Origin of the sequence: uncultured Anaerovibrio sp. (assembly GCA_902786545.1) — a bacterium.
In the GTDB taxonomy this organism is placed as follows: domain Bacteria; phylum Bacillota; class Negativicutes; order Selenomonadales; family Selenomonadaceae; genus Anaerovibrio.
Genome location: CADACU010000030.1, coordinates 12,981 through 26,240 on the forward strand (window position 1 = coordinate 12,981; position 13,260 = coordinate 26,240).

Consider the following 13,260-nt stretch of genomic DNA (forward strand, 5'->3'; position numbering starts at 1 on the left):
CATCACTCCTCCCGCTGCCCCAATTTAATCCGTGGATCAAGAATTGGATAAATTATATCAACCAAAATATTCATAAAAATAATAATGGCACTGTAAAAAATAGTAACACCCAAAATGACCGTATAATCCCGGTTATAGATACTGGTAACAAAGTAGCTCCCCAGCCCCGGAATGGCAAAAATCGTCTCAATGACAAAGCTGCCGGTCAAAATGCTGGCCACCATCGGACCAACATAGGTCACCACCGGAATAAGGGCATTGGGCAGGGCATGTCTGAACAAAATATATGCTGTACTCAGCCCCTTGGCTTTGGCGGTTTTAATATAATCTTGTCCCAAAACATCCAGCATACTGGACCTGGTCAATCGGGTGACAAAGGCCATAGGCATTGCGGCCAGTGCCAATGCCGGCAATATACGACTTTGCCAGCCCTCCCATAAGGCCGCCGGAAACCAACCCAGCTTCATGGCAAAAAAATCCACCATCAGAGCCGCCAGCACGAAGCCCGGCACTGCAATTCCCAGTGTAGTCAACAGATTTACGGTCTTATCCGGCCAATTGTTCCGCCGATACGCCGCCATTACCCCCGCTGGAATTCCCAACATTAGGGCAATTAAAATACTTTCCATGCCCAGCTCAAAAGAAACCGGAAAGCTTTCCCGGATAATATCATTCACTGACCGCCCCACATATTTAAAGGACGGCCCCAAATCACCTTTTATCACATTACTCACATAGTCCCCGTACTGGGTCAGCAACGGGTCATTCAGCTTGTACCGGGCCTCGATGTTGGCCTGAACCGCCGGTGGCAGGCTTTTCTCCTGGGTAAATGGACCACCGGGAATAGCGTGCATCAGAAAAAAGGTCACGGTCATAACAATCCAAAGTACAATTATCGAGTTGAGCACTCGCTTACATAAATAATTCAGCACCCGTTTCCCCACCTTCTATTTGTAATATAACCCTGCACACAGGGCATTCATTATCGTTTCTTCCCAAACAAAATTTCCACTGAAGCGCCCCGCGCTTCGGTTATCCTCTTCTGACATCCCAATACCGTTTATGATGTAGCCGAACCCATTCCGGGTCCCCGGCACAAAAAACAGTCCTGCATACAACCCAAAGGCCTGCCCTGTATGTCCCACAAGGTCAATGCATTTGTCCCGACAGACCCGGCTGCTGCTCTCTCCATCAATCTGGTACAAGCCCAATCCATAGGACAACAGCGTGCCATCACCTGTGTCACCGTTATTGTTGTGATACCACCACTGACGATTTGTTATTTCATTGAAGGATTTTTCCGACAGGAATACTTTATTGTTCAGTTTTCCCTTTCCCATCAGCATTAACAGAGTATTTTCCAATCCCTTCAATGACATTCTCAGCCCACCTTGAGGTGCAAAAAAGGTTGCGTTGCTGCCAATCCGATAATTCTCTATAGTATATTGGGCCGAATCATCCTTAAGCGCATACGGGTTCTGCATGGTTACCGTATCATGTGGCGGCTGCTGATTAGTGTAGCAGTCCATAACCCCGCGCCACGGCATATTATCATTCCAATTACCCTGCTCATCCTGTTTCTGATACAATGTCCCCAACCGGGAAAATTCTTTTGGGGGTAAATTAGCCGGCAAATATCCACCGTCAATCCCCAATGGTTTCAGGACATGCTCTGCCATATATTTATCAAATCGCTGATTGGTCACCGCTTCAATAACAGTGCCCAACAAGCCATAATTTAAGTTGCAATAACAGAAATACTGTCCTACCGGCTCATTGGCCGACGAGAAATGGCCCCCGTCTTCATAAAAACGCCCATCAGGCTGAAAAAATTCCTTTAGGGAGTACTCCGGTGGAATACAGTAAATTATCCCATCCCGCAACCCCGAAGTGTGGTCAGCCAGCATCCGTATGGTTATTTTGTCCCCGGGAAATTTAGGATGAATGAGTTCAAAGCCCAAATATTGACCAGCCTCATCATCCAGCTTCAGCTTGTTTTGCTCCACCAGCTGCATAATGGCATAAACGGTGTACTGTTTGGAGACAGACGCTATACGAAACAGACTGTTATCCGTAAAAGGCCGGTTATTGGACGGATTTTTACTGTCCAAATAAGCATTTCCACCACAAAAGGAAAAAACCTTCTGCCCGTTCTTTATGACAAATGCACCCAGCCCCGGCACCTGCCCGACAGCACTTCCCACCATATTAGCCAATATAGCTTCTGTTTTGCCAAAATCTTCCATAATCCATCCTCTTAATTAGAGTTAATACTTTTATAAAGGATAAATACAAATTTTTACGCTGTTATCCACATGCTGCAAAATAAATTTCATATTTTCCTCGCTGATAGCCACACAGCCCATAGTATATGGATTTGGCCCGGTGCAATGGAGATAAATCTGACTGCCCTTGCCCAGCTTCCGTTCCTTGTTATAGGCCATAAATAGGCCATAGTCAAACTGAGGGCTGCCATCACTCATCGGGTCCCCATCAAATTTCATTATCTCCTTCAGGGGAACATCCCGATCATCAACAAGCCGGTTATAATAAGGTCCTTCCGCACAGTAAATATGTTCATCCAGCTTGATATACTTAGCCTTTGTTCCTGGATTATCCTTGATTCCCACTGCACAGAAGATATCATATTCCCCCGTGGGAGTCTTTAAATCTCCTTCTTTTTCCTTGCCAATGCCATTTTTCCCCACAAACCCGTTACAGGACAGCAGCAAGCTCCAAGAGAGAGGATTTTCCTGCGACTTGACATAAAACTTGACCTTGGCATCACTGCCCCCGATATGCTGCACTAAAATCAGCTGCTTTACCCGGCTGTCAGCCCAATATTTAGCCATCAGATTATCCCAAAACGGACCATTTTGAGCATTGGCTATTTTTAGATTGGTCACCATCAACATCATAATGACGGTAAAACAAACACTACATAACATGATTTTCATAATATACCTCATTATTCATATAATATAGTAAAAAGGGACTATAAAAGTCCCTTTTTTATCTTATTGAATTTTGAACATCTACTTAGCACTGGTGTAAATATGCGTACTGCTCCGGCGTCAGCTCATCAATCTCAATCCCCATAGCTGCCAGCTTGATTTTCGCAATTTTCTGGTCAACTTCCTCCGGCAGCACATAAACCTTGTTTTCCAGCTTATCATGATTTTCAACAATATGCAGGGCCGAGAAGAACTGTACGCCCCAGGAAAGGTCCATTATCTCGGCCGGGTGACCATCACCGCAAGCCAGATTTACCAGCCGACCTTCTCCCAACAGATACAACTTTTTGCCATCAGCAAACTTAAACTCTTCGATGCCATCCTTCACCTGTACCCGGGACTCAGTCATAGCCTCCAGTTCCGGAATATTTATCTCTACATCAAAATGACCGGAATTAGCCATCACAGCACCATTTTTCATGGAGGCAAAGTGACGCTCCCGCAAAATATCCTTATCGCCGGTCAGGGTCAGGAAAATGTCACCTATCTTGGCAGCCTCATCCATCGGCATAACTCTGAAGCCATCAAATACCGCTTCAATAGCCTTGATTGGGTCCACCTCAGTAATGATAACATTGGCACCAAGTCCCTTGGCCCGCATAGCGCCGCCCTTGCCGCACCAGCCATAGCCAGCAATAACTACTGTCTTGCCGGAAATAACCAGATTGGTAGCCCGCATGATGCCTTCCCAGGTAGATTGACCCGTACCATACCGGTTGTCAAACAGATACTTGCAATATGCGTCATTGGCTGCCATCATTGGGAACTCCAGCTTTCCGGCCGCTTCCAGGGCCTTATCCCGAATAACACCGGTAGTGGTTTCCTCAGATCCGCCAATTATCTTTGGCAAGAGCTCCCGCCGATCATTGTGCAGACGATAAATCAAGTCACCACCATCATCCATAATAATGTCCGGCTCACAGTCCAGTGCCATATCAATGTATTTGTCATACTCTTCCATAGTACAGCCGTGATGAGCAAAAACCGTTACCCCGGACTCCACCAGAGCAGCACACACATCATCCTGAGTGGATAATGGGTTGGATGCGGTGGCAATAACCTCCGCCCCAGCATTTTTCAATACAATGGCCAGGTAAGCCGTCTTGGCTTCCAGATGCATGGTCATAACCATCCGCTTGCCGGCAAATGGCTTGGAAACAGAATACTCATCATTTATAGCCTTCATCACTGGCATAAAATTCTTTACCCAGTTGATTTTATCATGTCCAGAAGGTGCTAATTTAATATCTTTGATTTTTGACTCCATAATACGCCTCCTATTTTAAATCAATTATTTGCTCTAACAATTCATTTTAACATTATTTAACACAGTTATAAAGCTTTTCCTGCCTTATCAGACAAGAATTTGTGATCAGCTACCTTCAGTCGGATAGGGGTCACAGTAACATTGCCCTGGTTGCACAGAACCACATCTGAAACCGGGCTGTTACCATCATCGATAATGTCACCCTCCACAATATAATAAGTGCGACCATCCGGATCCGTCTTGGGAATGTAAGCATTTTCATAGTTTCTGATTCCCTGATAAGCCCACAGCCATTGATAGTTTTCCGCCAGCTTTACCGGAAAATTGATATTAAGCAGATATTCATTTTCTTCCCGTTCCATGCCCAAAATCACCGGCAGCTTCTTTGCCAGTTCAGCCGCGGCTTCATCAAAGGTCATAATAGGCCGGTAGCTAAGGGAGACGGCAATAGCCCGAATATTATGAATGAAGCCTTCCTTGGCAGCCCCCACCGTACCGGAATAAATCAAGTCAGTCCCCAAGTTAGAACCGTCATTTATCCCGGAAATAACCAGATCCGGGAACAATGTCTCATTATTATCCAAAACGCCTTCCAAATAGAGCTTAACACTGTCAGCCGGCGTACCTCCAATACTGTACGCCTTGATACCGTATCTATCCATCAAGGGCTTGTATTCATCAATATAAATCGGTTTACCAACGGTAATGGCATGTGCCTTGGCACTTTGCTGACTGGCCGGCGCTGCAACTATTACCTCATGTTCCCGGCAGAGAACCTTTACCAGAGCTTCAATTCCCGGAGACTGAACCCCGTCATCATTGCTGATAAGAATTTTCATAGTCTATTCCTTTCTACCTGCATATATACAAAAAACAGGCTGGAAAAAATCCAACCTGCCAACATTCAAATGGTGACCCACCGGGGACTCGAACCCCGAACCTGCTGATTAAGAGTCAGATGCTCTACCAGTTGAGCTAGTGAGTCATTTGCTCGGCACATCCTTGCCTCACAACGATGTATATTATATCTTTATCTTACCATCGTGTCAACAGTATTTTGAAATTTATTCCTCATATATTTCCTTTATATATTTTTCTCCCAAAACACTCTTACACTTATCCACCATAGGATTTAGCAGCCGCAACGCTTTGTCCCGATTCTCGGCTGCTGCCGTTACCCTGATAAGGCACCCATCAGTTTTGGCATAGGTTGCCACAGTTGGATTGGCATTATCCACCAGGTCACCCAACCGCTCTGCACAAGGCCCCTCACCCACAATAGTCACCGGTGCGTCCTCCTTGCTTATCATTTTTATATTTATGGAAACAAAGACCCGGTCACTGAACTGTTTTAAATAGGGCAAGGCATATTCCTCAAACATCGGCTCCATTTCCTTTGGTGGGCCGGGAAATAACAGGCAATATTTTCCATTATCTTCCACGATACAGCCCGGTGCCGTACCATTATGGTTGTACATTATAATAGCATCCTTTGGCACATAGGCCTGCTTTTTCTGACTGTCGGACAGCGGGCCAAAGCCCCGTGCCATCAATCGCTTTTCCATCATGGACAGAGCCTGCTCATCCAGAATAACTTCCTTATGGAAATAATCCATTATCATTTCCTTGGTAAGGTCATCCTTGGTCGGGCCCAATCCACCAGTAAGAATAACCATATCGCTCCTGGAAAAGGCTACATCCAATGCAGCCTTTATCCGTTCCGGATTATCCCCTACCACTGTCTGATAATAACAGGCCAGTCCCAGCTTGGCCAGCTGCCGGGCCAGATACCGGGCATTGGTGTTCACAATATCCCCCAGCAAAAGCTCCGTGCCAACACTAATCAACTCTACAACCATCTAAACATCTCCAATGAATATTTCTATATAACGAGCTTTAAGATGTCCCCCACCTCTTTAGGTGGGGGAAAACAAACTACAACAGCTGGCGAGCATATCTCCCAGCTCGTTGAAACGCTAATTGTCAAAGAATACCACTTTTCTCAGCCAAAGCAAAGCTCCACTGCCTGGGAGAGCACCTGGCCTATCGGTTCCCTAATTACCAGCTGAGCTCGATTATCCGCCTTGGTAGCCGTTTTATTTATCAGTACCAAATTTTTCCCTTGAAAATAATCAATCAACCCCGCCGCCGGATAGACAATCAGGGACGTACCACCTACTATCAGGGTATCCGCCCTGGCAATCGCCGCCACCGAGCGGGCAATCACCTGATTATCCAGCCCTTCCTCGTACAACACTACCCCTGGTCTTACAATTCCGCCGCAGTCCTCACAACGAGGAATTGGTTTATTGGCCTCTGCCAATACATAGTCCGCCGGATAGGCTTTATCGCAATCCATACAGTGCCACCGATAGCTTGAACCGTGTAGCTCATAAACCGTTTTGCTGCCCGCCATCTGGTGCAGTCCATCAATATTTTGAGTAACTACTGCCTGTAATTTCCCCTTTTCCTCCAGTTTGGCCAGTGCATAATGCCCGGGATTAGGCTTTACATCCATATACATCAGCCGGGTCCGATAAAAATCAAAGAACTCAGCGGGATGATTTATCATAAAACTGTGAGAAACCATCTCCTCCGGCGTAAATTCCCGATGAAGGCTTTGGCTATATATACCATCCGCACTGCGAAAATCCGGTATGCCAGACTCGGTGGACATTCCAGCCCCGCCAAAAAACACCACATTAGAGCTTTCTTTTAGCATTTGCGCCAATTCCTGTATCTTATCCATAGCTACTTCCTCACTGCAGAAACAAGAAACGGGACCGATGAACCAGTCCCGCTTCCACTAATACTAAACTATAACTATTTTATACTCTGAACTTGGCAACCTCAGTCTGGAGTCCCTGAGCCAATACAGCCAGGGAATGACTGGCCTTGGAGATTTCATCCATCATAGCCGCCTGCTCCTCAGTAGAAGCGCTGACACCCTGAGCTTCCTGGTTGGACCGGTCACCCAAGGCAACGACATCAGTCATTACTCCCTGAATCTCGTTACAGGTAGTACCGGTCTTCTCAATAGCTGCCAAGGATACATCAATCTGCTGATACATATTATCAATCAGAGTAGCAATCTGACGGAAAGCTTCACCGGCTTCAGCCACAATCTGGGTTCCATTTTGAACCCCCTCGTTGTTCTCCTGCATGGCCTTAACTGCCTTGGCGGTATCTTCCTGAATACTCATAATCATATTGGAAATACTCTGGGTTGCTACTTCGGACTGCTCAGCCAGTTTCCGGACTTCCTCAGCAACTACCGCAAAGCCACGACCGGCCTCACCGGCCCGAGCGGCCTCAATGGCGGCATTAAGAGCCAACAGATTGGTCTGGCTGGCAATATTGGAAATGGTCTCAATAACCTGAACAATGTTAGCAGAACGCTCACCCAAGGTCTCCACGATAACAGAAGACTCATTGATTTGCTTGGACATATTGTTCATGGTATCAATAGCCCGCTGAACAGTAACCTGACCGCCCTTGACCCCTTCCATACTCTCTTGGGCAGCCTGCTTCATCAAATTGGAGCATTCCGTAAGGTTATCCATATCATTGCTCATATCATTGGTTTTATCATTGGTAACATTCAGCATAGAAACCTGATGCTGATTGTTTTCCGCCATCTTTACCGCGCTCTCGGCTACCAGGCGGATACTTTCAGCTGTTTGATTGGCACTGGCCGTCAGCTCTTCACTGGCCGCCGCTACCTGCTCAGCCGAGTTGGTAATCTTCTTCATCATACCCCGTACGGCAGCTTTCATCCGATCTGTATCATGGGCCAGATGCGCAATTTCATCGTTACCATCAATATTGAGGCTCGGAGCACTCAAATCACCTTCTGCCACTACAGCCAACGCTTTCTGAACCCGAACCAGCGGCTGCAGCTGACGTCTTACCACGAAGGTTACAATTACCCCCATAATAATCAACAATACCAAAACGGCAATCGTCATATTAAATGCGAAATCATGGGCCAGATTTTCCATAACACCGGATGGAACACCAACAAAAACCATACCTATATTCTGACCGCTGGCATCCTTAATTGGCTGATAACATACAAAGTGAGGCTGGTTCAAAACCTTTGTTTCCATAACAACAGTCTCACCATGCTTCAGTACCCGATCGGCAATTTCCGGTGATGCCTTGGTACCAATTGCCCGCTCACCCTTTTCATTCTTTACGGTAGTTGACACACGGGTATCACCTAAAAATAAGGTAAATGAATTACCGGTATCCTCGTGAAGCTTATCCATAATGGTGGTCTTGCCCTCAACCATGACATCGCCTTTATAGAGCTGACCATTTCTTACATTCCAGTCACCTTTGTAATTATTCTCCACAAACTGGGAAAATAAGACTCCACAGTCAGTAACCTGATCATCCAGTGACTCTTCGAAGCCTTTTACAGCATCCCGATACCCCACAATTGCCACGATAATACAGACCAGAACTATGCAGGCCGACAGAAAAATAATGGCCTTTTTCTGCATATTCATATTTATCCCTCCTCAGATAATTTAAACTGTAAAAATTATTGCCTAATATATATATAGCAGATGACAGTATCACCCATTTCACGAGTTATGATTCGATAAATTTCCTCTATAATCCTTCTTTTCTCACAAAAATTTTTTAACTTTTTCTATGAAAATTGCACATATTTCCTTTTATTATTATTTTAATAACCTTTAGTTATTATTTTTATTTTTATTGTAGAAGAAATACTTATTCTTAAATTGACAGACAAATTTGTAATATGTTTTTTAGTATTTTTTTCTTCTTATTCCTTAAAATTCACTAATAATACAATTTTTTATCTCTTTTTCTTTGTTTCTCGGTAGTATTTTTTAACTAAATTGTTTATAATAGTCATATGAATTTTATTTTTTTAAATAATTGAAACAATTTTTTCAATGAGGAGCGGCGCTAGTATGAAAGAGGATAGTGGAAAGACACTGGTAGAACTCACCACCGACAAAATTATCAGATACATCACCTCTCGACAGCTTCAGCCTGGTGACAAGGTCCCAACCGAAGCTGAGTTTCTGGAGAAATTTGCGGTCAGCCGTGGAACCTTGCGGGAAGCCTTCAAGGTTCTCATCGCCCGTAACATTCTGGAAAGCCGTCAGGGAGCCGGCACTTTTATTTCTGAAAAGCAGGGCATACCAGACGATCCATTGGGGCTGACCTTTATTTATGACGACCAAATGCTGGCACTTGATATGATTGATTTACGGCTTATGATCGAGCCTAAGGCCGCCCAGCTGGCTGCCGCCAACGCTACTGAGGAACAGAAGCAGGCCCTGATTGATTTGATGAACCAACTGGAAGAACGCATCAGCAAAGGCGAGCCTTATGTAGAAATCGATGGCAAATTTCATCAGCTCATTTCCGAAGCCACCGGCAACCGGGTTATAGGCAACCTTACCTATATTCTCTTTACTTCAATCGAGAAAAACATTGAACTGACATTGAATAATTTAAGTGTCACCAATACATTGTATTATCACCGGAAAATTCTTGATGCCATACTCAACGGTCGAATCTTTGATGCCTGCAATTTTATGACCAGCCATCTCAGCCTGATTCGGGAATATATGTATGAAAATATGACCAAGAAGCTGGACAACGAAAAAAAATAAATCCCATAATAAAAATGCTCTCATAAATATCGAGAGCATTTTTTAGTGCCAATTCAGGCATTATTTAAAATCAACGAATTCATTTATTTTGGCGCCGCCTTTAATCATCGGCTCCACAAAGCTGCGATGCAGATTTATCACAATAACATGCGGTTTGTCAGCCTCATTCATGGATTTGGAAAATGCGTCAGCAAATTCATCAGAGGTAGAAACATTATAAGTATCGATACCAAAACTTTTGGCATAGCCGGCGTAATCCATATCATAGTCAAATTCACAGGCAATGTACCTTTCCTTATAATATACATTCTGCAGCTGGCGTATCATCCCCAGGCTTCGATTATTCACAATGATGGAAATAATCGGCAAATTCAATCTGGCAATGGTGTAATATTCATTGCCGGTCATTTTGATACCGCCATCACCTGCCACATGGATTACCCGCCGCTTGCTGCCACTCCCCATATAGGCCAGTTGGGCCCCCATGGCAGCCGGCAGGCCAAACCCCATGGTGCCTAATCCGCCCGAGGTAAACCAAGTCCGTGGCTCCTCCACCCGTAAATGCAGAGCACACCACATCTGGTGCTGCCCCACATCCGTGGCATAGGCAAATTCTTTTCCGGTCGTAGCCCTGGCAATATGATTCAACGCCCATGGCAAGGTAAGCCGGTTTACAGCATAATCATAGGCATACTCCGACTTCCAGGACCGAATGGTTTCCCACCATTCCTCCAGCTTTTGGGTCGGTTCCCGCCGCATCAGCATACTGAGAATAACCTTCATATTTCCCGCCAAACCAATACTGCTGGCAATATTCTTATCTATTTCCGCCGGATCAATATCCACATGAATAAATTTGGTTTCAGCAGTGTATTTATCCAGATTACCAGTTTGCCGGTCCGCAAACCGGCTGCCCAGAGAAATAACCAAATCAGCATTAGCAATCGCATTATTGGCCGCTTTTTTTCCGTGCATACCGGCAAAGCCCAGCACATTTTTGTGGGATTTAGGTATGCCACCAATTCCCATCAAGGTATATACCACCGGCAGATTAAAATGCTCGGCAAAAGCCGTTACCTCCTTGGATGCATTGGCTGAGACCACGCCACCACCAACAATAACCACCGGTCGCTGTGCCTTGCAGATAACATCAGCCGCCTCAGCTGCACAAATTTTAAAGTCCACATCCGGCTCAGAATTCCTTGGCTCCTCACAAACAGCCTCATAATATGGAGCTTCATTTAAAAGAATATCCCGTGGCACATCCACCAGCACCGGTCCAGGGCGACCACTTTTGGCTATTTTAAAGGCTTCCCGTAGTATTTCTGCCAATTTGGCCGGATTTTTCACCTTGTAATTATGCTTAGTAATGGGCATGGTTACATCCAATATGTCCGTTTCCTGAAATGAATCCCGCCCCAACAGGCCGGTATCCACCTGACCGGTTATGGCCACCACCGGAATAGAGTCCATAAAAGCCGTGGCAATACCCGTGACCAGATTGGTGGCTCCCGGTCCGGAGGTGGCAATGCACACTCCCACCTTGCCGGTCGCCCGGGCGTATCCATCCGCTGCATGGGCGGCGTTTTGCTCATGGGTTACCAAAATCTGTTTTATGTTCTTTTCATCATAAAGGGCATCATATAATGGCAAAATCATACCACCGGGATAACCAAATAATGTATCGATTTCCTGTTCCTGCAAAATTTTTACAATAACCTGTGCGCCATTCATTTGCCTTACCCCCATCAGATACAGTCAATAACTGCCTGAGTCATAGTTTCAGTATCGGCCTTCTTTAAGCCGTCATGCCAAAGGTCAGCTGTTCGCCAGCCGGCTTCCAATGCCTTATCTACCGCCTGTTCAATGGCCACTGCTGCCCCTTCCTCCTTCAGGGAATATCTGAGCAACATCGCAGCTGACAAAATAGTCCCCACCGGATTGGCAATTCCCTTGCCGGCAATATCCGGTGCCGAACCGTGAATTGGCTCATACAAGCTGGTAAGCTCTCCAATGGAGGCCGATGGCATCATCCCTATGGAACCGCCGATAACTGCCGCTTCATCACTTAATATATCTCCAAACAGATTGCCGGTGAGAATCACATCAAATTGGGTTGGCCGCACAGCCAGCTGCATGGCGGTATTATCTACATAGAGATTGTTCATTTCTACATCAGGATAATCCTTGGCGATTTCCGCTACCGTCCGGCGCCACAGCCGGGAAGTAGCCAAAACATTGGCCTTGTCTACCGAAGTCACCTTATTGCGGCGCAGCTTAGCTGTCTCAAAGGCCAGTTTGGCAATACGCCGAACCTCCGGCACAGAATAATTTTCTAAATCCCAAGCCCGTTCTGCCCCATTGTGCTGCTCAGACTCGCACTTATCGCCAAAATAAATTCCACCCACCAGCTCCCGGACAATTACCAGATCAACTCCCTTGACCAGCTCCGGTTTCAACGGAGAATACTCTACCAGTGAGTCCGCTACCTTCACCGGACGGAGATTGGCATATAACCCCAGGCCTTTCCTCAGTCCCAGAATGGCCTTTTCCGGCCGCAGGGATGGTTCCACATTGTCCCATTTGTCGCCGCCTACAGCACCAAACAAAATACCATCGGCCGCCTTACAGGCTGACAGCGTATCCTCCGGCAATGGTACACCGAATTTATCATAAGCGGTGCCCCCGGCATCCTTATACTCATAGCTAAGATCCAAAGAGAATTTATCCGCAACCTTTTTTATTACTTCCACGGCTGAATCGGTAATTTCCTTGCCAATTCCATCCCCAGGGATGACAACAATTTTTTTCGCCATATTACTTTTTCTCCTTAATATAGTTTATGAGTCCACCAGCCTTGGCAATTTCCTGTACAAAGCCCGGCAGTGGCTGAGCCTGAAAAGTATCCCCGGTGGTGAGATTTTCAATTTTACCAGTGGATACATCCACCTTCAATTTATCACCGTGATTGATTTTCTTTACATCATCGCCAATTTCCAACAGTGGTAAACCAATATTTATCCCATTACGATAGAAAATACGGGCAAAATCCGCGGCGATTACCACGGGGACGCCAGCTGCCTTGATAGCAATCGGGGCATGTTCCCGGGATGAACCACAGCCAAAATTCTTACCTCCCACCATAATGTCCCCCTCAGCCACATTAGTGGCAAAAGGAGCCTCCTGATGTTCATCGCTGTCTTCCATACAATGAGCCGCCAAATCCTTTGGATCAAATGAATTCAGATACCTGGCCGGAATGATAACATCTGTATCTATATTGTCGCCATAGCGCCAAACCTTACCTTCGTGGGCCATA

12 protein-coding genes and 1 tRNA gene are annotated in these 13,260 nt (G+C 45.8%); 1 reads left to right on the top strand and 12 read right to left on the bottom strand.

Annotation, left to right across the window (positions count from 1 at the left end; translation table 11 throughout):
• Window positions 1–2: 2 nt before the first annotated feature.
• The 9 genes from QZV24_RS06980 to QZV24_RS07020 form a co-directional block, all read right to left on the bottom strand.
• The gene (locus QZV24_RS06980) at window positions 3–932 is read right to left on the bottom strand and encodes an ABC transporter permease (RefSeq protein WP_294522066.1); all 930 of its coding nucleotides are present in this window, start codon (window positions 930–932) and stop codon (window positions 3–5) included.
• 15 nt (window positions 933–947) lie between these two features.
• On the bottom strand, window positions 948–2,246 hold the full coding sequence (locus QZV24_RS06985) for a serine hydrolase (RefSeq protein ID WP_294522069.1): 1,299 nt from the start codon (window positions 2,244–2,246) through the stop codon (window positions 948–950).
• A gap of 30 nt (window positions 2,247–2,276) precedes the next feature.
• The gene (locus tag QZV24_RS06990; RefSeq protein WP_294522071.1) at window positions 2,277–2,957 is read right to left on the bottom strand and encodes a L,D-transpeptidase family protein; all 681 of its coding nucleotides are present in this window, start codon (window positions 2,955–2,957) and stop codon (window positions 2,277–2,279) included.
• Between the two features lie 82 nt (window positions 2,958–3,039).
• Window positions 3,040–4,281: an adenosylhomocysteinase gene (locus tag QZV24_RS06995; protein WP_290657194.1), complete on the bottom strand. Its 1,242-nt coding sequence runs from the start codon at window positions 4,279–4,281 to the stop codon at window positions 3,040–3,042.
• A 65-nt stretch (window positions 4,282–4,346) separates the two neighbouring features.
• Window positions 4,347–5,120, bottom strand: coding sequence for a 5'/3'-nucleotidase SurE (gene surE / locus QZV24_RS07000; RefSeq protein WP_294522073.1), 774 nt, complete (start codon window positions 5,118–5,120; stop codon window positions 4,347–4,349).
• A 70-nt stretch (window positions 5,121–5,190) separates the two neighbouring features.
• Window positions 5,191–5,266: transfer RNA gene (locus QZV24_RS07005), tRNA-Lys, on the bottom strand.
• Between the two features lie 79 nt (window positions 5,267–5,345).
• On the bottom strand, window positions 5,346–6,140 hold the full coding sequence (locus tag QZV24_RS07010; RefSeq protein ID WP_294522076.1) for a molybdopterin-binding protein: 795 nt from the start codon (window positions 6,138–6,140) through the stop codon (window positions 5,346–5,348).
• Window positions 6,141–6,283: 143 nt separating this feature from the next.
• Window positions 6,284–7,030 carry an NAD-dependent protein deacylase gene (locus QZV24_RS07015; RefSeq protein ID WP_294522078.1) on the bottom strand — a complete coding sequence of 249 codons (747 nt, stop codon included), beginning with the start codon at window positions 7,028–7,030 and terminating at the stop codon, window positions 6,284–6,286.
• 79 nt (window positions 7,031–7,109) lie between these two features.
• On the bottom strand, window positions 7,110–8,795 hold the full coding sequence (locus QZV24_RS07020) for a methyl-accepting chemotaxis protein (RefSeq protein ID WP_294522080.1): 1,686 nt from the start codon (window positions 8,793–8,795) through the stop codon (window positions 7,110–7,112).
• 435 nt (window positions 8,796–9,230) lie between these two features.
• On the opposite strand from QZV24_RS07020, the gene QZV24_RS07025 reads away from it, so the two are divergent.
• Window positions 9,231–9,941, top strand: coding sequence for a FadR/GntR family transcriptional regulator (locus tag QZV24_RS07025; RefSeq protein WP_290657203.1), 711 nt, complete (start codon window positions 9,231–9,233; stop codon window positions 9,939–9,941).
• Between the two features lie 60 nt (window positions 9,942–10,001).
• On the opposite strand, the gene ilvB is transcribed toward QZV24_RS07025, so the two are convergent.
• The 3 genes from ilvB to QZV24_RS07040 are packed head-to-tail and all read right to left on the bottom strand — an operon-like array spanning window position 10,002 to window position 13,259.
• The gene (gene ilvB / locus QZV24_RS07030; protein WP_290657205.1) at window positions 10,002–11,675 is read right to left on the bottom strand and encodes a biosynthetic-type acetolactate synthase large subunit; all 1,674 of its coding nucleotides are present in this window, start codon (window positions 11,673–11,675) and stop codon (window positions 10,002–10,004) included.
• Window positions 11,676–11,689: 14 nt separating this feature from the next.
• Window positions 11,690–12,757, bottom strand: coding sequence for a 3-isopropylmalate dehydrogenase (leuB, locus tag QZV24_RS07035; RefSeq protein WP_294522085.1), 1,068 nt, complete (start codon window positions 12,755–12,757; stop codon window positions 11,690–11,692).
• Window position 12,758: 1 nt separating this feature from the next.
• Window positions 12,759–13,259 carry a 3-isopropylmalate dehydratase small subunit gene (locus QZV24_RS07040; protein WP_290657207.1) on the bottom strand — a complete coding sequence of 167 codons (501 nt, stop codon included), beginning with the start codon at window positions 13,257–13,259 and terminating at the stop codon, window positions 12,759–12,761.
• Window position 13,260 lies beyond the last annotated feature (1 nt).

What these genes read in the sequence shown, in the direction of transcription:
- QZV24_RS06985 (WP_294522069.1), bottom strand. Translation starts at nt 2,246, where the DNA reads ATGGAAGATTTTGGCAAAACAGAAGCTATATTGGCTAATATGGTGGGA.
- QZV24_RS06990 (WP_294522071.1), bottom strand. Translation starts at nt 2,957, where the DNA reads ATGAAAATCATGTTATGTAGTGTTTGTTTTACCGTCATTATGATGTTG.
- QZV24_RS06995 (WP_290657194.1), bottom strand. Translation starts at nt 4,281, where the DNA reads ATGGAGTCAAAAATCAAAGATATTAAATTAGCACCTTCTGGACATGAT.
- surE (WP_294522073.1), bottom strand. Translation starts at nt 5,120, where the DNA reads ATGAAAATTCTTATCAGCAATGATGACGGGGTTCAGTCTCCGGGAATT.
- QZV24_RS07010 (WP_294522076.1), bottom strand. Translation starts at nt 6,140, where the DNA reads ATGGTTGTAGAGTTGATTAGTGTTGGCACGGAGCTTTTGCTGGGGGAT.
- QZV24_RS07015 (WP_294522078.1), bottom strand. Translation starts at nt 7,030, where the DNA reads ATGGATAAGATACAGGAATTGGCGCAAATGCTAAAAGAAAGCTCTAAT.
- QZV24_RS07020 (WP_294522080.1), bottom strand. Translation starts at nt 8,795, where the DNA reads ATGAATATGCAGAAAAAGGCCATTATTTTTCTGTCGGCCTGCATAGTT.
- QZV24_RS07025 (WP_290657203.1), top strand. Translation starts at nt 9,231, where the DNA reads ATGAAAGAGGATAGTGGAAAGACACTGGTAGAACTCACCACCGACAAA.
- ilvB (WP_290657205.1), bottom strand. Translation starts at nt 11,675, where the DNA reads ATGAATGGCGCACAGGTTATTGTAAAAATTTTGCAGGAACAGGAAATC.
- leuB (WP_294522085.1), bottom strand. Translation starts at nt 12,757, where the DNA reads ATGGCGAAAAAAATTGTTGTCATCCCTGGGGATGGAATTGGCAAGGAA.
- QZV24_RS07040 (WP_290657207.1), bottom strand. Translation starts at nt 13,259, where the DNA reads ATGGCCCACGAAGGTAAGGTTTGGCGCTATGGCGACAATATAGATACA.